The following is a 24,495-nucleotide window of genomic DNA, read 5'->3' as shown; positions in this document are numbered from 1 at the left end:
AACAGTCAGCGATGTATGGCGACGCCAGGGCCAGGCTCCCCGGCTGCCTTCACCTGTTTGAATGATGTGATGAACGAACATGGAGCGCTGAGTTTAGCCCACGAAAACGAGGCCTTGTGCAACCGCTGGCTTCAGGGTTCCCCCGGAGCCTGCGACATAAAACAAAAAGATACATTCGCACGACCGTTCGCAAATTCAAGGAGACTCACTTGCTCGCACCCTCGCTTCCGGCCGTGTTCTCCCGCTTCGCGGCGCTCGCTTTTCTCTCCTGTGTGCTCTGCACCGGCGCCTCGGCCGCGCAGGTCGACGTGGCCGGCGTCAAGCTCGAAGACCAGATGGATCTGCGCGGCGCCCCGTTGGTACTGAACGGCGCAGGCATCCGCTACAAGACCATCATCAAGGTCTACACGGCCGGCCTGTACCTGGGCAAGAAGGCCTCGACCACCGAAGAAGCGCTGGCCGTGCCGGGCCCCAAGCGCGTGGCGATCACGATGCTGCGCGACATCGACGCCAACGAGCTCGGCAAGCTCTTCGTGAAGGGCGTGGAAGACAACTCGCCCAAGAGCGAGATGGTCAACCTGATCCCCGGCCTGCTGCGCATGGGCCAGATGTTCGCGGACCAGAAGCAGCTCAAGGCCGGCGACACCTTCACCATCGACTGGGTGCCCGGCACGGGCACGCTGATCACGGTGCGCGGCGTGCCGCAGCCCGATCCGGTGAAGGAAGTCGCGTTCTTCAATGCGCTGATGCGCATCTGGCTCGGCCCGAACCCGGCCGACTGGAAGCTGAAAGACGCGCTGCTCGGAAAACAGTAAGAGCCGGACAGCCCGTCAGGCCGTCGCGAGGTCGGCCAGCGAATCCACGAAGCCGTCCGCATCCACGCCGCGCACCGGCTCGCCGTGGTTGTAGCCGTAGGTGACGAGCACCACGGGGCAGCCAGCGGCGCGTGCGGCGCGCGCGTCGTTGCTCGAGTCGCCGACCATCAGCGTGCGCGACGGCACCGTGCCCAGCGCCTCGCAGGTCTTCAGCAGCGGCAGCGGGTCGGGCTTCTTGCGCTCGAAGGCATCGCCACCGAACACCTGCTCGAAGAAGCCGTCGAGCCCCTTCGCGGCCAGCAGCGGCTTGGCGAACGCCGTCGGCTTGTTCGTGAGGCAGGCCAGCCGCAGCCCGCGCGCACGCAGCGCCTTCAGACCTTCGACCACGCCGGGGTACGCGGCCGAATGGCGGCCGTTGATCTCCAGATAGTGGTGCTGGTAGCGCTCCCACGCGCGATCGAACAGCGCCGCCGGGGCCGGTGCACCCACGTGCGCCAGCGCCGACAGGATCAGATGCTCCGAGCCCTTGCCCACCATGCGCTCGATGGCGGCGGGCAGCACCGGCGGCAACTCGAGGTCGCGCAGCATGCGGTTCAGGGCCTCGGCAAAGTCGCCGAGCGTGTCGACCATGGTGCCGTCGAGGTCGACGATGGCAGCGTCGAAGCGGGAGAGATCGGTGCGAAGAGTGTCCAAAACAGGCGGCTCCCGGAGAGCAAAGTAAGTGGAGGATGCGCGAGGCACGCATTCTCCCCCGGCCGCAAAATAGGCGCCCATGACCCCCACGACGCCCCCGCCCTCCGCCCCTCGCCCCATCCGCACCGCCGCCACGCTCGTCGTGCTGCGCGACGGTCCCGAAGGCCTCGAAGTGCTGATGCTGAGGCGGTCCGAAAAGGCCAACGACCAGAACAGCGGCGCCAGCGTCTTTCCGGGCGGCATGGTCGATGCGCACGACCGCCTGCTGCACCCGCTGTGCACCGGCCTGGACGACGCCGCCGCGAGTGCGCGCCTGGGCCTGCCCGAAGGCGGGCTCGACTTCCACGCCGCGGCGATCCGCGAATGCTTCGAAGAGGCCGGTCTGTTGCTCGCGAACGATGCGCAGGGCCGGCCGGTCGAGCTGCTCGCGCTCACGTCGGGCGAACTCGACGCGATGCGCGCCGCCGCCGAGCGCAGCACCGACGCCCTCCTCGCGCTGTGCGCGGACCGGGGCTGGCGTCTCGCCGTCGATCGCATCGCGTACTTCAGCCACTGGCTGACGCCGCCCGGCATGCCGCGCCGTTTCGACACGCGCTTCTTTGCGGCGGCGATGCCCGTCGGCCAGGCCGTGCGCCCCGACGGTCGCGAGACCGTCGAGCACCTGTGGCTGAAGCCTGCCGATGCAGTGAGCCCTGCACGCGGCCTCAAGCTGTTGAACGTGACGCGGCGCGTGCTCGAACACCTGGCCACCTTCGCCTGCGTCGACGACTTCATGGCCCATGCGCGCGCACTGCGCCGCATTCCATTGACCATGCCGCGACTGGCCGATGGCCCCGCAGGTCGTCGGCCGGTGAACATGGAAGAACCCGCCTACGACGAGATCGGTCACCTCGACCCCGACGGCCAGGGCGGCGGTCGCTATGCGCTCGAAGCGGGGCTGGTCACGCCGCTGTCCGCGCGCGTGGTGCGCGTCGTGCACGACAGCGGCCTCAACAGTTTCGTGATCGGCGGTACCGAGGGCTGGGCGCTGATCAACCGCGTGCCCGGCGACGCGGCGCACGAGGCCGCGCTGAGGGCCGCGGCGCCCGGGCCGGTGCGATGGGTGTTATCGGCTGATGCTGCGCCGCAGTCCCAGGACCTTGGCGGTGCCACGCTGCGGGTGTTGGGCGCGCGAGGTCTCCTGCTGGTCGAAGAGCGCATGCTGTTCACGGACGACGCAACGACGCCCGCGCCCGAGACGGATCAGACCGTCGAATGGATCGTGCCCTCGCGCGGCTTCATGCGCCGCCCGGCGTCGGCTGTCGCCGACTGAGCCTCTTCAGGCCTGCTGCGCTTCCGTCAGCGCCTGCGCCGCCACCACCGCCTCGGTGCGGTTGCGCACGTTGAGCGCACGGAAGATGGCTGCAAGGTGGATCTTCACCGTGCCTTCGCTGATGCCCAGGCTGCGCCCGATCAGCTTGTTCGGCTTGCCTTGCGACAGCAGCTGCAGCACCTCGACCTGCCGCTCGGTCAGCACGCTGCGCAGGTGTTCCAGGGTCTGGGTGCCGCCATTGCCGCGCGCAAAGGGTTCGCCCGCCGCAGCAGACGATGCCGACACGCCGGCCACGATGCCCGGCGGCAGCGCCGTGAGCATCATCGGCGGCACATACACGCCGCCCGCCAGCACCAGGCGCACCGCCGACAGCATGACTTCGGGTGAATAGGCCTTGGGAATGAAACCGAGCACGCCGCGTTCGAGCGCGCTGCGCATGATGGCCGGGTCTTCGTAGCCCGACAGCACGATCACGGGCACGGCCGGGTGTCGTCGCCGGATCTCGTCGATGTGGGCCTGCCCGTCCGCGCCGGGCATGTTGAGGTCGATCAGGGCCAGGTCGAGATCGTCGGTCGCGCCGGCAAGCAATTCGTCGACGCTCAGCGCCAGGACGAACTCGATGCCGGCACCCAGTTCCGACAACTTGGCTTTGACCGCCTCGATGACGAGCCGGTGGTCGTCGGCGATCAGAATTTTCATGGCATACCCCAGTGTCCCAACGTCAATGTGCATTGGATTCTTCTGCGACTGCGAAGATAACGGCGATTGCCCCGTCCAGCAAGGCCGCTGCGCCCTACCAACGGCATAGACCCCAAGCGGTATGGCGGCCCGGTGGACCCCTTGAAAAAATGAACGCCCACTCGAACCACCGGGGACATGGGCATGTGCGATCGCTGCAGACGCCGGTGCACGGCATGCTTCGCAATGCACGCTTGAGAAGCGGGCACCCCTCATGGCCCGCCTGCTCGACTGCTTCTCGCCCTTCATCGCTTTCGGTCTCGGCCTGGACGCATCGATCGCCGCCGGGCAGCCCACCCTCCCCCACGGCGACGCCCAGCGCGAAGCCCTGCGCTTGCTCGACATCGCACGTGCCGACGCCAAGGTGGCGGGCGCCAGCGCGGCGCAGATCGAATCGGCCGCCTTCGCGATGGTCGCGTGGCTCGACGAGATCCTGGGGCGCCACCCCGATGCGGTGGACGGCGCCGCACCGCTGCAGGTGCAGCTGTTCAACTCCAACAACGCGCACAGCGAGTTCTTCCACCACCTCTCGGCGCTCGGCGCGCAGGACCACGCAGTGCGCGAGGTCTACTGGCACGCGCTGGCGCACGGCTTCAAGGGCCAGTACTACTTCGAGTCGGGCGACGAAGGCGAGCTGGGCAAGCTGAAGGACCTGCACGGCCGGCAGCTGCAACCGCCGCCGCTCGAACTCGGCAGCCTCGCACAGGACCGCATCACGCCGCAGCCCTACGGCGTGCCCGACCCGCGCGGCCCGGCCGACATGCGGCGGCGCGACCGCACCGTGCTGCGCACTGGCACCGCGCTGGCCGTGCTCGTGCCCGCGCTGTTCCTGCTGTGGCACTGGCTGGCCGGGCCGCCGGCCGCCGACACGGCGCTCACGCAGCGCATCGACCGGCAACTCGCCAGCTATGCCTGCGCCGACCTCGAAGCCTCGATCGACCCCGACGGCCGCCCGCGCGTGACCGGCTTTGTCTCGCAGCGCGACGACCTGCTGAAAGTGGCGGACGACGTCGCGGCCATTCCCGGCGTGCGCGCGCCCCACTTCGACATCGGGCTGCGCGTGTGGCCGCACTGCGAGGTGTTCGCCATCCTCAAGCCCTCGCAGGCGCGCAACCGCCAGAAGGGCTACGGGCTGAGCGTGAGCGCGCCGTCGGCGCACGACGGCCGGCTGCGCGAGGGCGACCCTGTGCGCGTGCAGGTGGTCGCGCCGCGCCACGAGAGCTACATCTGGGTCGACTACTACACCGCCGACGGCTCCGTGATGCACCTGAACACCGGCCAGGCCCCGACGCGGCTGCGCGCGGGCGAGTCGCTGGAGCTGGGCCGCGACATCCCCTCGAGCTGGCTCGTGAGCCCGCCGTTCGGCAACGTGCTGATCACCGTGCTGTCGGCGCCGATGCCGTTCAGCGAAACCTCCGACCGCCCGCCGTACGAGATGGCCTCGGCCTACCTGCTGCGCCTGCGCGAGGCGCTGGCGGCCAGCAAGAACAGCGAGCGGCTCATCGCCGATTTCATCTTCCTCGAAACCATGGCGCGCTGACCGGGCCCTTCCTCCCCATGTTCGACACGCTCTCGCCCGCGCACCTCTTCTGGCCTTTGCTTGCGGCCTGCCTCATTGGCCTGGCGCTGCTGTACGCCGCCGTGCGCGACGCTGGCCGCGGCGCACGGCGCCGGGGGCTGCTGCGGCGCGTCGACGCGCTCGGTGCGCCGGCCGACCACGCCGCCGTCGATGCGCTGAAAGAGGCCATGGCGCAGGCGCGCAACTCGCTGCGGCAGGCGCCGCGCACGCGCGCGACGGCGCCGTGGTTCCTCTTCATCGGCGGCCCGGCCACCGGGCTGCCGGGGCTGCTCTCGGCCGCCCGCGCCGAATGCGTGGCGCCGCCCGCGAACGAGGCGCCGGGCACCCCCTGGTGGCGCTGGTGGACCACCGGCGCGCTCACGGCCATCGAACTGCATCCCGACGCCATCGGCGACCAGGCCGGCACGGCGCCCGCGCGCGGGCTCTGGCTGCAGTCGCTGCTGGCGCTCGCCGAGCGGCGTGAACGCCTGCCGCTGCACGGCGTGGTGGTGTGCGTGGCGGCCGGCGACCTGCTGCACGGCGATCCGGCGCTGCGCAAGCGCGCCACCGCGAACATGCGCCGCCTGCTCGACGAGGCCGGCGAGACGCTGCGCCTGCAACTGCCGGTCTACCTCGTCGTCACAGGCCTCGAAGGACTGAAGGGCTACGCCACGCTGCGCGCCGCGCTGCCGCCCGAGGTGCTCGCGCAGGCGCTCGGCCACCGCGTGGAGCACCCGTTCGCAGCGCACGCCACGCGCGCCGCCGACCGGCTCGATGCGCTGTTCGATCCGCTCGTGGACCAGTTGCACGGCCTGCGCATGGCCCTGCTGCGCGAGCAGCCGGGCCCCGCGGGACGGCTCGCGCTGCATGGCTTCGTGGAAAGCGTGCGCACCTTGCAGCCGGCCTTGCGGCAAGTGGCGCAGGGGCTGTTCGAGGGACACGGCAAAGGGGCGCGCGCGCCGCGCTGGCGCGGGCTCTACCTCACGGCCACCGCATCGGAGGGCGGTGCGGGCGCCGCGTTCGTGAGCGACCTGTTCGGCCGCTTCCTGCCGGCGGACCAACCGCTGGTGCGGCCGGGGCGCTTTGCGCCCACGGTGCCGGCGGAACTGCGCTGAAAGCCTCTTGTGCGGCTGACGCTACTTGGCCGCAGCGTCCACGCGGATCTGCCGCGCGCCGAAGCTCACGTTGAGCACCTGCGCCTGGCCCGGAACGACCGCGCGCACCTCGCGCCAGCGGGCGCGGTCGAGGTCGCGGAACGCGGCCATCACGCCGATCGCCTTGGCATCGGCCGGCAGGGTGAGCTCGAGCTTGCGGCTCTCGCCGGGGCGCAGCAGCATCTCTTCGCGCTGCACCAGCTCGGCGCCGAGCGTGGCCTGGTCCTTCTCGAACAGCGAGAAGAAGTCGGCACCTTCGAAGGGCCCTGGCGACTTGAGTGCGTAGACGCGCACCGTGAGCGGCGAAGCGCGCCCGCGCGCATCGGGGTTGGCATCGGCGCCGGCGGTGAGCGTGATCGATACCGGCGTGACCACCGGTTTGCTCGCACAGCCCGCCAGCCAAAGACCCGCTGCAGCAAGGCCAAGGGCCGCGATACGGCGTCGCGATGCGACTGCAAGGAGGCCCTCATAGGACGAATGGTGTGTACCCAGCGTGCGCATGCTATTCCCTTCGTTGCATTGACCGGTCCTGACGCATCTTTGATTATCACCAGCGAACTCGAACAGGCAACATGCTGACTCCACAACTCGTCGACGCACTGCTCACGCCCATCGGCGAGGCCTCGCCTTGCGGGGACGACCTGGAGTACGACGCGGACTTCATGGCGCTCATCGCTGCGGCGCAGGGCAAGGCCGAGCAGCAGTTCGGCGACACCGTGATCCCCGCTGTCGAACCCGACTGGCGCGACGTGGCCGAACGCGCCGATGCGCAACTGCGCCGCAGCAAGGACGTGCGCGCCGCCGTGCTGCTGCTGCGCGGCGCCACACGCCTGCAAGGCGCGGCCGGCTTCGCCGCCGGCCTGCAATTGCTCACCGGGCTGCTCGACACCTTCTGGGACGGCATACATCCAAAGCTGGATGCGGACGACGACAACGACCCCACCATGCGCCTGAACGCGCTCGCGCCGCTGGGCGACGACAGCATGGTGCCGCGCGACCTGTACGACGCCACGGTCGGCAACGCGCCCGGCGTGGGCCCGATCCGCGTGCGCGACATCGCCATCGCGCACGGCGTGCTGAACGCCGTCGGCGGCGAGGCTTCGTATTCGCCGGCGCAGGTGCATGGCGGGCTCGAGGCCCTGCACGCCGCGCACCCCGAACAACTGCAGGCCGCCATCGGCCTTCCCGCGCTGCTCGACCGCCTGCAGAAGCTGCTGGGCGAGCGCACCGGCCGCACCGACGCCATCGACCTGGGCACGCTGCGCACCACCGCACGCGCGGTCGCGAAGGCCTGCACGGCGGCAGCCGGCGCGCCGGAGGCGTCTGCCGATGAAGGCACAACCGCAGACGGCGAAGCACCCTCCGGCAACGCCGCCCGACCCGCCGCAGCGCGCGGCGAGATCCAGAACCGTCAGGACGCGGTGCAGATGCTCGACCGCGTCATCCGCTACCTCGAACAGGCCGAGCCCGGCAACCCCGCGCCGCTCCTGATCGAACGCGCCAAGAAGCTCATCGGCGTGAGCTTCCTGGACATCATGGCCAACCTCGCGCCCGGTGCGATGGACGCCATCGAGACCGTGACGGGCAAACGCCAGTCCGAATGACCGCCCCCGTTTCCACCCGTCCCCTTTCATTCCCGCAAGGAGCATCGCCATGGCCAAGAGCAGTCAGAAATTCATCGCACGCAACCGGGCGCCCCGGGTCCAGATCGAATACGACGTCGAGCTGTACGGCGCCGAGAAAAAGATCCAGCTGCCCTTCGTGATGGGCGTGCTGGCCGACCTGTCGGGCAAGCCCGCCGACCCGCTCGCGTCCGTGGCCGACCGCAAGTTCCTCGAATTCGACGTCGACAACTTCGACGCCCGCATGAAGGCCATGAAGCCGCGCGCCGCCTTCGCGGTGGAGAACTCGCTCACCGGCGAGGGCGACCTCAAGGTCGAGCTCACCTTCGAGAACATGGACGATTTTTCTCCCGCCGCCGTGGCCCGCAAGGTGGGCGCGCTCAACAAGCTGCTCGAGGCGCGCACGCAGCTGTCGAACCTCGTGACCTACATGGACGGCAAGGGCGGCGCCGAAGACCTGCTGGCCAAGGTGCTCGAAGACCCGGCCCTGCTGCAGACGCTGGCCGCCAGCAAGAAGCCCGAAGACGGCGAAGCCGCCGCCTGAGCCCGCCCGAATTTCCTGACAGACACACACCGGTACACGAGGAGAAACCATCATGGCCGACGCACTCGAGCAGAGCGCACTGAAAGACGTTGCGTATGCGGGAAGCGACTTTTCGTCGCTGCTGCAAAAGGAATTCAAGCCGCGCAGCGACGAAGCCAAGAGCGCCGTCGAAGCCGCCGTGCTCACGCTGGCGCAGCAGGCGCTGAGCAACAGCACCGTCATCGGCAAGGACGTGACCAAGTCGATCCAGGCCATGATCGCCGCGATCGACGCCAAGCTCACCGAGCAGGTCAACAAGATCATCCACCACCCCGACTACCAGAAGCTCGAGAGTGCATGGCGCGGCCTGCACTACATGGTGAACAACACCGAGACCGACGAGAACCTGAAGATCCGCGTGATGGACATCTCCAAGCAGGAGCTGGCCAAGAACCTCAAGAAATTCAAGGGCGCGGCCTGGGACCAGAGCCCGATGTTCAAGAAGATCTACGAGGAAGAGTACGGCCAGTTCGGCGGCGAACCCTTCGGCGCGCTGGTGGGGGACTACCACTTCGACCAGAGCCCGCCCGACGTCGAGCTGCTCGGCGAGATGGCCAAGATCGCCGCCTCGGCGCATGCGCCCTTCATCACCGGCGCCAGTCCCAACCTGATGCAGATGGAGTCGTGGCAGGAGCTGGCCAACCCGCGCGACCTGACCAAGATCTTCTCCACGCCCGAGTACGCCGGCTGGCGCAGCCTGCGCGAGTCGGACGACTCCAAGTACCTGGGCATGTGCATGCCGCGCTTCCTGGCGCGCACGCCCTACGGCGCCAACACCAACCCGGTGGAAGAGTTCGACTTCGAGGAAGACACCGCCGGCGCCGACCACAGCAAGTACGCCTGGGCCAATGCCGCCTATGCGATGGCGACCAACATCAACCGCTCCTACAAGCTGTACGGCTGGGGCTCGCGCATCCGCGGCATCGAGTCGGGCGGCGCGGTGGAAAACCTGCCGCTGCACACCTTCCCCAGCGACGACGGCGGCGTGGACCAGAAGTGCCCCACCGAGATCGCCATCAGCGACCGGCGCGAGGCCGAGCTCTCGAAGGCCGGCCTGCTGTCGATGATCCACCGCAAGAACTCCGACTTCGCGGCCTTCATCGGCGCCCAGTCGCTGAACAAGCCGGCCGAGTACGACGACCCCGACGCCACGGCCAACGCCAACCTGGCGGCGCGCCTGCCTTACCTCTTTGCCTGCAACCGCTTTGCGCACTACCTGAAGTGCATCGTGCGCGACAAGGTCGGCAGCTTCAAGGAGCGCGACGACATGCAGCGCTGGCTCAACAAGTGGATCATGAATTACGTGGACGGCGACCCTGCCAACTCGTCGGAGATCACGAAGTCGCAAAAGCCGCTGGCGGCGGCCGAAGTGGTGGTGGAAGAGGTCGAGGGCAACCCGGGCTACTACACCTCCAAGTTCTTCCTGCGCCCGCACTACCAGCTCGAAGGCCTCACGGTCTCGCTGCGGCTGGTGTCGAAGCTGCCCACGGCCAAGGGCGCGGGTTGAAAAAAATCTGCGCAATCTTCTTGAAATCCCGCTTCCGTTTCGTTCTATGAGTAACTGCCGGGCATCGGGACTTTCCTCCCACCACCGGCAGCCAATTTTTTCGTTTCGATCATCAACCGCCCGCATGCAATCGGGCTCCAAGGAGTAGGAACATGTCTTCTGACTTTCACATCAAGTTCGACGGCGTCACCGGTGAATCCACCCACAAGGATCACAAGGACGAGATCGAAGTCCTGTCCTGGTCGTGGGACGTGAGCAACGCCTCGGGCGCCTCCTCGGGCGGCGGCTCGGGCAAGGGCAAGGCGACGCCGGGCAGCTTCAGCTTCGTGCACACCTTCGACAAGGCCTCGCCGGTGCTGGCCAAGAACTGCGTGAGCGGCAAGCATTTCAAGGACGCCGTGCTGACCTGCCGCAAGTCCGGCGACGGCCAGGGCGAGTACCTGAAGGTCACGATGAAGGAAGTCTTCATCTCCCACGTCTCGCCGGCCGGCTCGCAGGGCGGCGACGTGATGGAGAACGTCGCGGTGAGCTACAAGGACATCGAGTTCGCCTACAAGGCCCAGAACGACAAGGGCGCCACCACCGGTGACGTGAAGTTCGGCTGGAACACCGCGTCCACCGAAATCCGATAAGCCCCCTTCCGGCGCTGCGCGGCAGCGAGGGCCGGGCCCGTGCCCGGCCGCGTCCGCCAGCCCAAGGAGCACACATGGCACACACGTACATCACCAAGCTGGGTGGGTCGGCCTACAACATCGACTGGGCAGTGGGTGCCACCGGCACCAACGGCCAGGCCGACGTCATGCTGATCCAGACGCTGTTCAACATCCTGTACTTCGACCACGAAGGCAACCCGGGCGAGAGCCGCTCGCAACGCTACTTCCCGCCAGGGGATGCGGCAGCGCTGGTGGTCGACGGGCGCTACGGTCCGCTGACGCAGCGCTACATCGACCACTTCCAAGACACGCTGCGCGCGGCGGACGCCTGGAGCATGCGCCCGGACCATCGCATGGACCCGTTCTTCGGATCGTCGTACAGCCCGATCCAGCACGAGCCCTATGCGCTGACCCTGCTGTCGCGGTACTGCCACTTCGGCGACATCGACACCGGGGTGTATTCGTACCGCGACCTGCCCAACAACCCGGAAGCGCCGATCACGCTGCGCAATGCGCTGCACCAGCACAAGAAGGTCCCGGCGCAGTACGCCTACCACCCCCCGAAGAAGAAGCCCGCCTTCAATCCGTGAGTGCGCAGCCGGCCCGGGATACCGGGCCGCTGCGGCAGACGGAAAGAAAGCCTCTCGCGCCGCCCACCCGGGCGGCTTTTTCTTTCAGGGGGTCGGCGCGGCCGGCTCGTCGATGGCCAGCAAGCGCGTCGCGTCGTCGTCATCGCGGATCACCCACAGCGTGAGCGCCGTGTAGTTGTCGTGGCCCGGCTTGGCGTTGGCCTTGATCTGCGCGTCGAGCAGCTCGGTCCACTGGCTCGGCGTGCGCGACGCATGCAGCGTGTCGACCAGGCACTCGTCGCCCAGCGGCTCCCACACGCCGTCGCTGCACAAGAGCAGCACGTCGCCGGGCATCAGGCGCATGCGGTCGGACACCGCGATGTCGGGCGGCTCCTCGATCGAGCCCAATGCCGACAGCAGCATGTTGCGCTGCGGATGCAGGCGCGCGCCCTCCTCGTCGAGCATGCCGCCCGCGACCATCTGCTGCACCAGGCTGTGGTCGGTGGTGCGCGCCACGATGGCGCCGCCGCGGAACAGGTAAGCGCGGCTGTCGCCGCTGTGGACCCAGGCCAGCACCTCGCGCTCCAGGTCGATCACCGCGAACACCACCGTGGAGCGCATGCCGGCGAGCTTGCCGCCTTCAGCCTGGCGCGCCACCACATCGAGGTTGGCACGTTCGACCAGCGCGCGCAGCGCGGCCTCGTCCAGCGAGGGCGCGGCGGAGAAACCGCCGAGCATGCTGGCGCGCACCGTGGCCGCCGCCACGTCGCCGCCGCCGTGCCCCCCCGCGCCGTCGGCCACCAGGCAGGCGACGTAGCGCTCGTCGTGCCAGTGGCCGTGCACGTCCTCGTTGTAGGTGCGCCCGCCCTGCCGGGAGAGCGTGACGATTTCGATTTCCAAGCGGGGTGCCTCGCGAGTGCTGGGGTGGTTCTGGTGGTCTTCAGGTGTCGGACTTCAGGCGCGCCATCTGCTCTTCGTAGGCCGCGAGGAAGGCCTTGCCGAAGAGGCTGTGGAAGTCGTCCTCGGCCTCGCTCGCAATGCCGCCGTACAGCGCCACGAACTGGTCCCAGAGCTTGGCCTTGCGGTTGGCGGCAAAGAGCGCGTCGAGCGCGGTCTTCGCGCTGATCTTCTTCTCGAGCTCGGCCGGCTCGAAGCGCCCGATGACATGGGCCAGCGCCGCGCGCATGCCCACCATCACGCCGAACTGGTGCGCGCGCAGGTCGTCGAAGGCGTCGCGCATCGCGGCCTCGGGCGGCATGAAGCCGCGCACGCCGGGCCCCAGCAGATGCGCCAGCGCGACCTCGACCGTGGGCGAGAACTTCAGCGGGTTGTTGGCCTGCGCCGCGATCATCGTGACCTCGGCGCGCACCTCGCGCTTGAACTCCTGGCGCGTGAGCAGCAGCTGCAGCGTGCCTTCGGTGGCCGAACGCAGCATCGAACCGATGCGCTCCATGAGGCCGGGTGTGAGCATCTCGGGCGGCTGGTGCGTGCTGGCCAGGCCACGCAGGAAGGCGGCGAGCAGTTCGTCGTCGGAGGCCGCGCGTGCGGATGGTGTGGCTGCCGGCGTTGCCGGCGGCGCGACATGCACGGGCGGCGGTGGTGGCGGCGGCGGTGGCGGCTCCGCGACGCGGCCGGCGTTCTCGGGTCCGCTGATGCGGATCGGCTGGCCTGTCATGTCGTCGAAGTTGGCCAGCGGTGCGGCAACAGGGGGGGGTGGCGGCGGTGGCGGCGTGATGGCCTTCGGCGGCGCAAAGCCGAACTGGTCGATCGGGAGGTGATCGGAGCGCGGCACCGGCGTGGCGGGCGCGGCGCGTTGGAACGCGGCCAGCGGGTCGGCGTCCGACGCGGTGTTGGGCTGCAGCAGCGGATCGGCCAGCGGCGACAGCGCGAGCGGATCGCCACCGATGCCGCCGGCCCCTGCCGTGCCACCGAACAGCGAATCGATGCTCGCCGCCTTGCCGTGCGCGGGTGGTGCGCCCAGGTCCGAGAAGTCGTCGAGCGCGCCGAGCCCGGCAGCGGGTGCGGCCGACGGCGCGGCGCCCAGCAGGTCGGCGAAGGGATCGATCTGCGCGGCCTGCGCATTGCGCGAGCCGGTGGCCATCGGGTCGGGGAACAGCAGGGCATCGGCAGGCGCCGCTGAAGCAGCAGGCGCCGGCGCCGCAGGCGCGGTGGCCGGTGCAAGGCCCGCCAGCAGATCGGCAAAGGGATCGTCGCTCGATGATGACGCAGCCGCCACGGGCACCGCCGAGGCGCCGCCGAACAGGGTGTCGGGAATGGTCTGTGGCGAAGACGGCGCCGCAGCCGCAGCCATCACGCGCACCGCAAGCTCGAAGCTGCCCACCACCAGGCGCGCGCCGTCGGTCAGCACGGCCTCCTTGCCTGAGCCCAGCGACACGCCGTTGCACTGCATCGGGTTGCTGCCGCGGTCGATGACGACGTACTGTCCGTCGCGGCACAGCACCTGCGCATGCACGCGCGAGACGGTGCGGTCGGGATCGTCGAGCACCAGCGTGTTGGTCTCCGCGCGGCCGATGGTGCCGCCGTGGGGGCCGAACTCCGCGGCCATCGGCGGCCCCGCCGGGAGGCCTTGCCGGGTGACAACAGTGATTTGAATCATGAACCGGCCCTCAGGGCGACGCCCAAACGCTGCTTGCATGCGGCAAGCAAGGAAACGCTGAAGGAGTATTCATTTCGGGTGCCGCGTTGGCAATCTCGCCGGAAGAGGTATGCCTTTCAAGGGGATCGATCGGTCCGGTTCAGGTCGTCGATGGGCAAGCACCACTACGGCGCCAGCAGCAGCACCAGCGCCTGGCTCGGCACGACGCGCACGCCGGGGCAGTTGGTGCTGTTCTGCAGCGAGACGCTGGTCAGGCGCGTGGCCGGCATGCCGCAAAAGAGCACGGTGAAGGCGGCCGTGAGGTGGCGGCTCGGCCCCATCACCGTGCCCGAGGCCACGCCCATCATGACGCCGGCGTTGTCGCCGTTGGTCATCGGAATGGTGGTGCCCAGGTTGTGCGCCGGCATGCCCATGAGCAGGATGGTCGGGCAGTTGGGAATCGCCATCGGCCCCATCGCGATGTTGGGGTACGGCACGGGAATGGGCGATGGCGCGGCCGGCGTGATGCAGACATCGGGAAAGCCCATGTCGGTGCCCATCATCTGGCAGTTGGCGAACATGTCGGACTCCGTTGCAGAGGGATGTGTGCGGCTCAGCCGAAATGAATCTGGCCGCCGCGCGCCTTCACGAGGTCCTGCCCGTTCAGCAGCAGGTGCTGGCCGGAGATGCGCGCCAGCTGCTGGGCCTCGCATTCGAGGTGCGTCGCCTGCACGCGGTCGATGCCCTCGGTGGTGCGCACATGGCTCTTGCTGAAGTGCGCCACCCGTTCGAAGACCGTCGAGAACACCGAGCCCACGAGCTTGATGGTGCTGCCGATGAAGTGCAGCTTCTTCCCGACCCATTGCGTGTCGTCCACGGCGAACCGGGCCGTCTGCGCGCGCAACGCGAAGTGCTCGGCGGCCAGCGTGAGCGCGCCGCCCTCGACCTCCAGCCGCGTCGGCCCCTGGCAGCGCAGCACGTTCTCCACGTCGTCTTCGCGCTGCAGCACCGCAACCACCCACAACTCATCGGGCGCCACCAGAAGGCCGGCCACGGTGTCGCCCCGGCAGGGCTCGAGCAGACAGCTGGCCGCGCGCCGGCCGCGCACGCGCTGCGACCCGCTGGCGATGGTGAAGCCGCCCTCGTCGCTGGCGACGACCAGGCCGACGCAGTGCTGGGCCATCGTCGGCCCGCCGAGGTCGACGGTGCGCTTGCGGGGCATCGCGGCGGTGCTGTTGCTGCTGTGTGTCATGGAGGATCTCCTGGGAGCATGTGAGGTGCGGACGAGCGGTGCGGCGTGGCCTTCAGCCGACCACGGCCCAGCGTTCGGCCTTGGCCAGTTCGGGATCGGTTTCGAGCGCGCGGGCGCGGTCCGTCATGCGGGCGTTGTCGGTGGCGGCGCCGTGCAGGCAGGCGCGCAGCATGGTGGCCTGGCGCAGGTCGGCACCGCTCAGGTCGGCGTGGCGGAAATCGGCGTAGGTCAGCTCGGCCCCGGTCATGCTCGCGCCCGTCAGTTGCGCCTTCGCGAAGTGGCACTGGTACAGGTCGGCCTCGTCGAAGCGCGCACCCTGGAACTGGCCCGCCGTGAACAACGACTGCCGCAGCTTCGCGCCTGTGAAGTTCGCCTGCGCGCCCTGCGCCTCGCAGAACAGCACGTGGCTTCCGCTGGCGCGCGAGAAATTGGCGCCGCCGACCCGCGCACCCTGGAAGTTGCATTGCTGGATCGATGTGCCGGAGAAGTCCGCGCCGCTCAGGTCCGCCGAGGAGAACTGGCAGCCGTCGAGCACCAGCCCCACGAAGGAGCGGCCGGGCATCGCACTCTGGATGAAGGCACTGCGCGTCATGCGGGCGCGGGCCCAGGTCAGCTGCGCGAAGTCGCACTGCAGCACCGTCGTGTGCTTCCAGTGGGTGTCGTCGGCGTTCACGTCGAGCAGAGACGTCTCGGTGAACGTCGCGGCCTCGAGGTCGGCGCCGGCCAGGCTGGCGTGGTCGAGCTTGCAGCGCGACACCGTCGCCATGCCGAGCCAGGCCTGCCCCAGCTGGGCATGCGCGAGCGCGCATTCGCTGAAGGTGGCGTTGTGCAGGTTCGCGCCGCGAAAGTCCGCGTGGTCGAGCTTGCAACGGTTGAACACGGCGCGGCGCAAGTTGGCGCCGCTGAACATCGCGCCGTCGAGCGTGCACTGGTCGAACACGCTCTCGCGCAGGTCCGACTCGCGGAAGTCCGCGTCCTGCAGGTCGGCCTGGGTGAACACGCCGCCGCCCAGGAAGGTGCGCGCGAACTGGCCCTTGCGCAGGTTCAGGCCGTCGACCGGTTCGCCCATGCTGAGGGCAAAGGAGAGCGTCTCGGCTTTCACAGCGGTCGCTCCGCGGCGTACTGCGCCTGCTGGTCCGGCGACAGGCGCGGCCAGGTGCGCACGCGCTCGAGCAGGGCGCCGTCGAAGCGCACATCGCCGTCGAGCCTGGTGCGCGACAGGTCGGCGCCGAACAGGTTGGCCTGGCGCAGATCGGCGCTGCGCAGGTCGGCATGCTGCAGCACGGCGTCCTTGAAGCTGGCGCCCGCCAGCCGCGCGCGGGACAGCCCGGTGCGGCGCAGCAGCGCGCCTTCGAGGTTCGCCAGCCGCGCGTCGCAGCCGTCCAGCTGGGCCAGCGACAGGTGCGCGCCCATGAGCTGCGCCTTGACCAGCTTGGCGCCGCGCAGATCGACCTCGGCCAGGTTCGCGTTCTTCAGGCTGGCCTGCGACAGGTCGGCGCCCGCGAGCGAGCAGGCCTTGGCGAACACGACGCCGTCGAGCTGCGCGCCTTCGAGCCGCGCGCCGGCCAGGTTGCATTGCAGGAACGTGGCGGCGCCCAGGCGTGCGCCGCGCAGGTCGATGCCGCCCAGGTCGCACTCGATGAAGTTGCTGCCCGAGAGGTCGGCCTCGGTGAGCTGCAGCCCCTGCAGCTTCAGCTTGTAGAAGAGCGACTGCGCGCCCTGCACGCGGCTCCAGTCCGCCACGCCCCAGGTGGTGTCGAGCAGATGCGCCCCCGCGATGCGCGCGCCGCGCAGCTGCGTGCGCGCCAGGTCGCAGCCGCTGAGCATCGTGCCGGCCAGCGTGGCATCGTCCAGCACGGCATCGGCCAGGGTGGCGCGCCCGAGGTTGGCCGCCGTGAAGTCGGTGCCGATGGCCACGGCCTGGTCGAGCTTCGCATGCGCCAGCACCGCCCGCGCAAAGCAGGCGCCCGACACGTTGGCGCCTTGCAGGTTGGCGCTTTCGAGCCAGGCGTCGGTGAAGTTCACGTCGCGCAGGTCGAGAGCCGACAGGTCGGCGCCCGTGAGATCGATGCCCGGCAGGTTGCGCAGCCCGTGGTCGAGCATCCACTTGAGCTGCGTGCGGCCGTCGATGGCGGCCTGGCCTTGCAGCGGATATACGGGCGGCTGCAGATGGGCGCTTTGCAAGTAGGCGGCGCGTTCCGCCGCTTCGCGCTGGCCCAGCTTGCGCTCGACCACGGCAGCATCGAACACGGCGCCCTGGCTGCGCTGGGCCATCAGCTCGGCCATGTGCCGGTCGGCGTTGTAGCGCGGCGGTCCGCGGTGCGCGAGCTTCTTCAGGTCGACCTTGCCCGCGTCTTCCAGGTCCATGGCGCGCTTCAGCTCGTCGACGATGCGCTCGACGCCGGCCCACTGCTGCACCCGCGCTTCCTCGCGCTTGGCCTTGATGTAGGCCGGCAGTTCGGCCAGGGGCGGCGCTTTTTCCGGCGGCGGCAGCTTCAGGCCGAGCGCATCGGGGTCCTTGCCCTGCGCGGCGGCGGCTTCGCGGGCGAGCTGGATTTCCATCTCTGCACGGCGGCGCTGCGCGTCGCCTTGCAGGCCGTCCATCTGGAAGGCCTCCTGGACCTGCTCGCTCGACGGATCGGTCATGTCGATGCCGTCGGGCAGCAGGTCGGTGTCGTTCAAGGCCTCGATGCCGCCGTCCACCGGGTCGCTGCGGCGCGCGAGCACGTCCACGTAGTGGGCGTCGTCCTTCGCTTCGCCCAGGCGCTCCACGCCGCCGAGCACGGCGGCGATGTCGGAGCCGTCGTCCTCCGCGCACTCGGCCATGCCGTGGAAGACCAGCACCATGCGCTGCGCATGCGGAAAGAACCAGACGGTCGTGAGGCGCATCGGCACTTCGCGCAGTTTCTGCTGCTGCGGCGCGCCCTTGCCGCCGGCGAGGTTGTAGTTCACGAACATCCGCACGCGCAGCGCAGGCAGCCGGCCTTCGATGCGACTTTGCGTGGGATGCAGGTTGTCCAGCGCAAAAGGCTCGTCGCCCTTCAGCGGCGCGGCCAGCCACTGGTCGCTGGGGGCGAGGTTGAAATGCTTCCAGTCGAGGTCCGGCGCAAAGCCGGGCGAATGCGCCTGGAGGTAGGTCTCGTCGTAGGTGCCGCGGTAGGCCACGCGCTGCGGGTGCACGGTGTCGAGCGGGCCGAAGCCGGCGGGAATGACTTCGGAGCGTGGCGTGAGCACGCGCGAGCGCGGCAGCTCCAGGTTGGGCAGCCATCGCCGCCCCTGGGTCTCCACGCGTCCCGCGCCCACCGCATTGAGCGGGTAGTCGGGGCCGCCGTAGGCCTTGTCCCAGGTCAGCGGAATCGGCTCGACCGCGGCGGGCGGCACGGCCTTGGGCGCGTCGCCGTCCCAGTAGCGGTCGGCAAAGGCGAGGATGGTTTTCTCGGTGCCGCCCAGGCGCACGCGCACGGCGCAGCCCTGCGTGGCCTCGGGCCCCGGGTACGCATGGCCGTGCACCAGGAATTCCGGCGTGAGCTTGGCAATGCCCTCGTCGAGCATCGGCACCGCCATCTCGCCGGCCACGAAGTTCCACAGCGACTGCTCGCCCCAGATGCGCCCGCTGTCGCCCTGCTCGAAAGGCACGTGCAGGAAGCCGCTCAGGCACAGGCCGAAGCGCTTGCGGTACTCGACCGCGCGACTGAGCAGCCCCAGCGACAGCGGCTTGTAGACCTGCATCAGCCGCCTCCCGATCCGCCGCCTGATCCACCTCCCGATCCACCTCCCGATCCACCGCTTCCTGACCCGCCACCCGACGGACCGGGTGCAGGCGGCGCGGTCGGCGGCGTCGGCTGCGTGGGCGCCGCCCGGGGCGCCTCGTGCGGGGCCGGCGGGCCCGGTGGCGTTGCGACGGTGGCCGGCAACGCGGCATCGCCGGCGGCGGCTCCGATGCCTGCGCCGATCAGCACGCCGCCCGGTCCCAAGGCAGCGCCGCCGACCACGGCACCGATGGCCGCGCCCGCACCGGCCCGCCCCCGCGCCAGGCGACGATCGGCCGCCGTGGCCATCTCGTTCAACTTGCTTTGCAGCACCGGCATGTCGTCGAGTTCGGCCGCCGTGTCGCGCAGCGCCTTGGCCGCGTCGGCGTATTGCTGCAGCGTGGCGGCGACGCCGGAGACCCCCATGGCCGCGGCGCCCAGCCCGGCCAGTGCCGACACCGCCACCATCGCGCCCGCCGCCGCGCCGCCGCCGGCGCCGGGGTTCACGACCTTGATGCCGGTCGAGTCGATGTCGAAGGCCGACAGGCTCAGGTCGAGCGCGCCGATGTTGCCCATGCGCAGGCCCGCGCAGTTCTCCATGCTGATGGCCAGGGCGTTGTCGATCGAGGCGCCCATGAAGTTGCCCATCTGCAGGCCCAGAAAAGTGCTGGTCGCCAGGCCCATGTTGGCTTCGTTCGACATGCCCAGGTAGCCGCTGCTGTTCGATCCGAGCACGGTCGTGTTGGAGCCGGTCGAGGTCTGGTTGATGTTCGCGTACGACATCAGGTCGACGTCGCCCGCGCTCACGATCTTGATGCCCGAGGTGGCCGCGATCATGTGGCTGCCGCCGCTGGTGTCCTTGCGGTCGGCGGCCGAGGCCACGCTGATGTTGCCCGAGGCCCCGATGCCCAGCGTGCCCACCGCCATGGTCACCGGACCCGAGGTGAGCGCCAGCGAAGCCGAGTACTGCGTCATGGCGCCCGTGACGTTGGTGTTCAGCGTCTGGCCGATGATCATGTCGACCTTGCCGGCGATCTGGTTGAACTGGCCCTTGTCGCCGACGATGTTCTGCTGGTGCTGGCCGATGTGGTTGTACTGGCACCAGGTCACGTTGGTGTGCTGGTGCTGGTGAATGATGTTGCGCTGGTCCTTGTCGACCTCGCGCTTCTCGTTGCCGATGGTGTGGACGGTGCGGTCGTTGTCCACCGTGATGCTCTGGTCGTGGCCCACGGTGGTCGAGTCGTCCACCTCCACGGAGCGGGACATGTTGCGCTCGGCGTGGATGTTGACCAGCTCCTCGCCCTTCTTGTCCTCGAACATGATCTCGTTGTAGTTCGCGTTGCCGCCGCCCGGCGTGGAACGCGTCTTGAAGCCGCTTTGCGTGGCCGACTTGTACGGGATCGGCTGGTCGTCGTTGTAGACCCGCCCGACGATGATCGGCCGGTCGGGGTCGCCGTTCATGAAGTCGACGATCACCTCCTGGTGGATGCGCGGCGCGAAGTAGCCGCCCCAGCCCTTGCCGGCCCAGGGCTGCGAGACGCGGATGCGGCAGGTCGACTTGTCGTCGCGCTGGTCGTAGCGGTCCCAGTGGAAGTGCACCATCACGCGGCCCATCTCGTCCACGTCGTGCTCCTTGCCCTTGCCGCCGACCACGATGGCACTCTGCGGGCCCGGCATGGTCACGCGCGGCGTGAGCCGCGGCGGGCGGAACGAGGTCTTGGCCGGCAGCGCCGTGATCAGGAAGGTGCCGGTGCCGCGCGTGGCGCTGCGCAGCGCCGGCGTGCTGCGGATCATCTCGACCCACGGTGCCAGGCAGTCGACATTCACCGCGTCGGCCGCGATGGCCTCGCGCAGCACTTCTTCGACGGGCTGCGAGGCGGCCTCCTGGCCCAGGCCTTCGTAGCCCGGGTGGGTCACGGCGAAGATGCAGCCGCCGATCAGGTAGTCGCCGTTGCGCGTGCCGTCGGGGTCGCCCTCGAGCGTGAAGCTGCGCCCGGCCGTGACGTCGGGCCAATGCGTGATCGCCCAATGCAGCTGGCGGCGCGCCATCATCTCGTCGGCGCGGCGCGGAACGACCACGTCGGATTCCTTCGGCTTGAAGTACCCGCCGGGGTACTCGAAGACCTCGAGGCTGGACAGCTCGTGGTCGTCGGCCACCGTCGCGGTCGGCTTGAGCACGCGGTTGATCGCCTTGTAGTCGGTGTCGCGCGAGGCGTAGGTGCCCGACTGGAACTGGCGCGCGCTGACCCACTGCTCGAACTCGTTGAAGCGCGCCTCGCCCGCGCCCTTGGGCATGAAGCGCATCACGCCGGACACCGGCAGCGCGGCGTGCGCCATGTCGCTCGCGTCGGACAGGCACATGGTGCCGGGCGTGTCGTGCGCGTCGAACCAGTAGTAGATGCCTTCGTCTTCCAGGATGCGCGAGAGAAAGCTGAAGTCGCTTTCCTGGAACTGCACGCAATAGCGGCGCGGGTCGTGCGTGGCGATCACGCCGTCGACGTTGGTCTTCTTGATGCTCGTGATGGGGCTGTCCTCGAACACCGCGTCGAGCACCTCGAGCACCGGCTTGTCCTGCAGGATGCGCGAGTTGATGCGCTTGGTGAGCAGCCAGAACCACGAGCGCAGGCTGATGCGGTACTCGAAGTAGCGCCCGATCTGCGCCATGCGCGTGAAGCGCACGGCATGGCCCTTGGCATGGCGTTCGTGCTTGCCCTCGTCGGCATCGAAGAACTCGATCACCACGTCGAAGGCCCGCCCGAGGATGTCGCTGGCCGAGATGTCCTCGCGCGCCGACAGCACCGTGAGCTCGTAGCTCGACGGCCGCGCCAGTCCCTCGTGTCCCACGATGCGCCAGAACTTCAGGTCGTCGTTGGCGGGGGAATCGCTGTCGATGCGGAACTCGAGGTCGGCCATCTTGTGTCTCTGGAGGTTGGGGCGTCCGGTCGTCTCAGTCGAACGCGTAGGTGAAGTCCGCGTCCTTCACGTCCAGCGCCACGCGGCGGATCTCGCCGCCGGAGGCCAGGCGTTGCAGGTACTCGACGGAAATCGTGGGCAGCACGGTGTTGGTGAGGATCGCGTCGATCACGCGCCCGCCCGACTCCGGGTCCTGGCAGCGCGCGACCACCTGCTCGATCACCGCCTCGGTGTATTCGAAGGGCACGCCGTGGTTCGTTTCCACGCGCTTCTTGATGCGGCCCAGCTGCAGCCGCACGATCTTCTTCATCATCTCGGGCGACAGCGGGTAGTAGGGAATGGTGACGATGCGGCCCAGCAGCGCGGGCGGGAACACCTTCATGAGCGGCGCCTTGAGCGCATCGGCCAGCGCGTTCGAATCGGGCAGCAGCTCGGGGTCGCGGCACATGCTCATCACCAACTCGCTGCCCGCGTTGGTGGTCAGCAGGATGATCGTGTTCTTGAAATCGATCATGCGGCCCTCGCCGTCTTCCATCCAGCCCTTGTCGAAGACCTGGAAGAAGATCTCGTGCACGTCGGGGTGGGCTTTTTCCACTTCGTCGAGCAGCACCACGCTGTAGGGCCGGCGGCGCACGGCCTCGGTCAGGATGCCGCCCTCGCCGTAGCCCACGTAGCCGGGGGGCGCGCCCTTGAGCGTGGAGACGGTGTGCGCCTCCTGGAACTCGCTCATGTTGATGGTGATGATGTTCTGCTCACCGCCGTACAGGGCCTCGGCCAGCGCCAATGCGGTCTCGGTCTTGCCGACGCCCGAGGTGCCGCAGAGCATGAAGACGCCGATGGGTTTCTGCGGGTTGTCCAACCGTGCGCGCGAGGTCTGGATGCGGCGCGCGATCATCTCCAGGCCGTGCTTCTGGCCGATGACGCGCTGATTCAGCGTGTCGGCGAGCTTGAGCACCGCTTCGACTTCGTTCTTGACCATGCGGCCGACGGGAATGCCGGTCCAGTCGGCGACCACCGAGGCCACGGCCTGCTCGTCGACCGACGGCAGGATCAGCGGCGACTCGCCCTGCACCGCGTGGATCTTTGCCTGCAGTTCGTGCAGCTCGGCCAGCAACGCGGCCCTGTCTTCGCTCCCTCCCCCGCTGGGGGAGGGCTGGGGTGGGGGCACGGCGGCGTTCGCATCGCCATCGGCCGGCGCCGCATCCACCGGCTTGTTCCCCGCCCGCAGCTTCGCGCGCAGTTCGAGCAGCCGATCGACCAGCCCCTTCTCTTCCTGCCAGCGCGCATTCAGCCCTTCGAGCTGCAGCTTCGATTCGACCAACAGTGCTTCCACCTGCGCCGAGCGCTTGGTCACGTCGATGCCGATGGTGGCCTCGCGGCCGATGATCTCCTGCTCGACCGTGAGCCCTTCGATGCGGCGCATGCAGTCTTCGACTTCAGGCGGCGTGGCGTGCTGGCTCACAGCCACGCGCGCGCAAGCGGTGTCGAGCAGGCTCACGGCCTTGTCAGGCAGCTGGCGCGCGGGAATGTAGCGGTGCGAGAGCTTCACGGCCGCCTCGATCGCCTCGTCGAGCAGCTGCACGCGGTGGTGCTTCTCGAGCACGCTGGCCACGCCGCGCAGCATCAGGATGGCCTTGGTCTCGTCGGGCTCGGGCACCTGCACGACCTGGAAGCGCCGCGTGAGCGCCGGGTCTTTCTCGATGTACTTCTTGTACTCGGCCCAGGTGGTGGCGCCGATGGTGCGCAGGTTGCCGCGCGCCAGCGCCGGCTTGAGCAGGTTGGCCGCGTCGCCGGTGCCGGCCGCGCCGCCCGCACCCACGAGCGTGTGGATCTCGTCGATGAACAGGATGATCGGCGTGGGCGAACTCTGCACCTCGTCGATCACCTGGCGCAGGCGCTGCTCGAACTCGCCCTTCATGCTCGCACCCGCCTGCAAGAGGCCGATGTCGAGCGTGAGCAGCTTCACGTCCTTGAGCTGCGGCGGCACATCGCCGCGCGCCAGGCGCTGCGCGAAGCCTTCCACCACCGCGGTCTTGCCCACACCCGCCTCACCCGTCAGCAGCGGGTTGTTCTGGCGGCGGCGCATGAGGATGTCGACGATCTGGCGGATTTCCTCGTCCCGCCCGGTCACCGGATCCATCTCTCCCTTCTTGGCTTTCTCCGTGAGGTCGACAGCAAATTTCTTGAGGGCATCGCCCTTGCCCATGGCGGCCGGCGCCATGGCGCCCGAGTCTTCGCCGGGTGCGCCGCTGCCCATGCCGGTGCCGTCCTGGGCACGCATCTGCGCTTCAGGCGAGGCGTCGCAAATCTTGGGGAAGTTGTCGGCCAGGTCTTCGACCTTGATCTTCTCGAACTGCTTCGACAAGCCGAACAGCGGGTTGCGCAAGCTCTGCGTTTTCAGCATGCCGACCAGGATGTAGCCGGTGCGCACCTGCGCCTCGCCGAACTGCAGCGTGGCGTAGGTCCAGGCGCGCTCGATGGCGTTCTCGATGTGCGGCGAAAAATCGCTGATGGCGGTGGCGCCGCGTGGCAGGCGGTCGAGCGCGGCCGTCATGTCCTTGGCGATCACCGACACGTCGAGCCCGTAGTGCTGGATCACGCGGTGCAGGTCGGAGTCCTGCGCCTGCAGCAGCTGGGCGAACCAGTGCTCCAGCTCCACGTACGGATTGCCGCGCATCTTGCAGAAGACGGTGGCGCCCTCGATGGCCTTGTAGGCCAGCGAGTTGAGTTTGCCGAAGAGGGCGGTGCGGCTGATTTCACTCATGGAGGACTCCGTATCTC

Annotated in this window: 20 protein-coding genes; 9 read left to right on the top strand and 11 right to left on the bottom strand. The window is 68.9% G+C overall.

All coding sequences use genetic code 11. From position 1 onward, the window contains the following. Positions 1 to 209: 209 nt before the first annotated feature. Positions 210 to 815 carry a chalcone isomerase family protein gene (locus tag AC3WQM_RS30945; protein ID WP_492683727.1) on the top strand — a complete coding sequence of 202 codons (606 nt, stop codon included), beginning with the start codon at positions 210 to 212 and terminating at the stop codon, positions 813 to 815. A gap of 15 nt (positions 816 to 830) precedes the next feature. On the opposite strand, the gene AC3WQM_RS30940 is transcribed toward AC3WQM_RS30945, so the two are convergent. Then, on the bottom strand, positions 831 to 1,508 hold the full coding sequence (locus AC3WQM_RS30940; RefSeq protein WP_492683726.1) for a phosphoglycolate phosphatase: 678 nt from the start codon (positions 1,506 to 1,508) through the stop codon (positions 831 to 833). Between the two features lie 79 nt (positions 1,509 to 1,587). On the opposite strand from AC3WQM_RS30940, the gene AC3WQM_RS30935 reads away from it, so the two are divergent. Next, entirely contained in the window at positions 1,588 to 2,820 is a 1,233-nt protein-coding gene (locus AC3WQM_RS30935; RefSeq protein WP_492683724.1) for an NUDIX hydrolase, read from the top strand. Positions 2,821 to 2,826: 6 nt separating this feature from the next. Here AC3WQM_RS30935 and AC3WQM_RS30930 read toward each other — a convergent pair whose 3' ends face one another. Next, a complete protein-coding gene (locus AC3WQM_RS30930; RefSeq protein ID WP_492683723.1) occupies positions 2,827 to 3,519 on the bottom strand; it encodes a LuxR C-terminal-related transcriptional regulator in 693 nt (230 codons plus the stop codon). A gap of 253 nt (positions 3,520 to 3,772) precedes the next feature. Here AC3WQM_RS30930 and AC3WQM_RS30925 point away from each other — a divergent pair, with 253 nt between their 5' ends. Both AC3WQM_RS30925 and AC3WQM_RS30920 read left to right on the top strand, forming a co-directional pair. After that, positions 3,773 to 5,098, top strand: coding sequence for a DotU family type IV/VI secretion system protein (locus tag AC3WQM_RS30925; protein WP_492683722.1), 1,326 nt, complete (start codon positions 3,773 to 3,775; stop codon positions 5,096 to 5,098). Positions 5,099 to 5,115: 17 nt separating this feature from the next. After that, on the top strand, positions 5,116 to 6,231 hold the full coding sequence (locus tag AC3WQM_RS30920; RefSeq protein WP_492683721.1) for a type VI secretion system protein: 1,116 nt from the start codon (positions 5,116 to 5,118) through the stop codon (positions 6,229 to 6,231). A gap of 21 nt (positions 6,232 to 6,252) precedes the next feature. Here AC3WQM_RS30920 and tssJ read toward each other — a convergent pair whose 3' ends face one another. After that, on the bottom strand, positions 6,253 to 6,771 hold the full coding sequence (tssJ, locus tag AC3WQM_RS30915) for a type VI secretion system lipoprotein TssJ (protein ID WP_489062740.1): 519 nt from the start codon (positions 6,769 to 6,771) through the stop codon (positions 6,253 to 6,255). A 71-nt stretch (positions 6,772 to 6,842) separates the two neighbouring features. On the opposite strand from tssJ, the gene tssA reads away from it, so the two are divergent. The 5 genes from tssA to AC3WQM_RS30890 all read left to right on the top strand — a co-directional run bounded on the left by tssA (position 6,843) and on the right by AC3WQM_RS30890 (position 11,225). Continuing rightward, complete coding sequence (gene tssA / locus AC3WQM_RS30910) at positions 6,843 to 7,874, top strand: type VI secretion system protein TssA (protein ID WP_492683720.1); 1,032 nt, start codon at positions 6,843 to 6,845, stop codon at positions 7,872 to 7,874. 49 nt (positions 7,875 to 7,923) lie between these two features. Continuing rightward, positions 7,924 to 8,436 (top strand): type VI secretion system contractile sheath small subunit, encoded by a 513-nt coding sequence (gene tssB, locus AC3WQM_RS30905; protein ID WP_489062736.1) that lies wholly within the window; start codon positions 7,924 to 7,926, stop codon positions 8,434 to 8,436. A 52-nt stretch (positions 8,437 to 8,488) separates the two neighbouring features. Continuing rightward, a complete protein-coding gene (gene tssC, locus AC3WQM_RS30900) occupies positions 8,489 to 9,982 on the top strand; it encodes a type VI secretion system contractile sheath large subunit (protein WP_489062735.1) in 1,494 nt (497 codons plus the stop codon). 152 nt (positions 9,983 to 10,134) lie between these two features. Then, positions 10,135 to 10,614, top strand: a complete 480-nt coding sequence (locus tag AC3WQM_RS30895; RefSeq protein WP_489062733.1) for an Hcp family type VI secretion system effector — start codon at positions 10,135 to 10,137, stop codon at positions 10,612 to 10,614. Between the two features lie 74 nt (positions 10,615 to 10,688). Next, a complete protein-coding gene (locus tag AC3WQM_RS30890; protein ID WP_492683719.1) occupies positions 10,689 to 11,225 on the top strand; it encodes a hypothetical protein in 537 nt (178 codons plus the stop codon). An 84-nt stretch (positions 11,226 to 11,309) separates the two neighbouring features. On the opposite strand, the gene AC3WQM_RS30885 is transcribed toward AC3WQM_RS30890, so the two are convergent. The 8 genes from AC3WQM_RS30885 to tssH all read right to left on the bottom strand — a co-directional run bounded on the left by AC3WQM_RS30885 (position 11,310) and on the right by tssH (position 24,478). After that, on the bottom strand, positions 11,310 to 12,104 hold the full coding sequence (locus AC3WQM_RS30885) for a PP2C family protein-serine/threonine phosphatase (protein ID WP_492683718.1): 795 nt from the start codon (positions 12,102 to 12,104) through the stop codon (positions 11,310 to 11,312). 40 nt (positions 12,105 to 12,144) lie between these two features. Continuing rightward, entirely contained in the window at positions 12,145 to 13,821 is a 1,677-nt protein-coding gene (gene tagH / locus AC3WQM_RS30880; RefSeq protein WP_492683717.1) for a type VI secretion system-associated FHA domain protein TagH, read from the bottom strand. 164 nt (positions 13,822 to 13,985) lie between these two features. Continuing rightward, on the bottom strand, positions 13,986 to 14,381 hold the full coding sequence (locus tag AC3WQM_RS30875) for a DUF4150 domain-containing protein (RefSeq protein ID WP_099794832.1): 396 nt from the start codon (positions 14,379 to 14,381) through the stop codon (positions 13,986 to 13,988). Between the two features lie 32 nt (positions 14,382 to 14,413). Continuing rightward, positions 14,414 to 15,052: a DUF3540 domain-containing protein gene (locus tag AC3WQM_RS30870; RefSeq protein ID WP_492683716.1), complete on the bottom strand. Its 639-nt coding sequence runs from the start codon at positions 15,050 to 15,052 to the stop codon at positions 14,414 to 14,416. Positions 15,053 to 15,104: 52 nt separating this feature from the next. Next, positions 15,105 to 16,154, bottom strand: coding sequence for a pentapeptide repeat-containing protein (locus tag AC3WQM_RS30865; protein ID WP_492683715.1), 1,050 nt, complete (start codon positions 16,152 to 16,154; stop codon positions 15,105 to 15,107). Then, entirely contained in the window at positions 16,151 to 18,781 is a 2,631-nt protein-coding gene (locus tag AC3WQM_RS30860) for a DUF2169 family type VI secretion system accessory protein (RefSeq protein WP_492683714.1), read from the bottom strand. The genes AC3WQM_RS30865 and AC3WQM_RS30860 overlap by 4 nt, the downstream gene beginning before the upstream one ends. Next, positions 18,781 to 21,714 (bottom strand): type VI secretion system Vgr family protein, encoded by a 2,934-nt coding sequence (locus AC3WQM_RS30855; protein ID WP_492683713.1) that lies wholly within the window; start codon positions 21,712 to 21,714, stop codon positions 18,781 to 18,783. The genes AC3WQM_RS30860 and AC3WQM_RS30855 overlap by 1 nt, the downstream gene beginning before the upstream one ends. Positions 21,715 to 21,748: 34 nt before the next feature. Next, complete coding sequence (tssH, locus tag AC3WQM_RS30850) at positions 21,749 to 24,478, bottom strand: type VI secretion system ATPase TssH (RefSeq protein ID WP_492683712.1); 2,730 nt, start codon at positions 24,476 to 24,478, stop codon at positions 21,749 to 21,751. Positions 24,479 to 24,495 lie beyond the last annotated feature (17 nt).

It is taken from the genome of Variovorax sp. FW301-JW7 (genome assembly GCF_058788795.1).
This window is presented reverse-complemented; position numbering and strand designations above follow the sequence as displayed.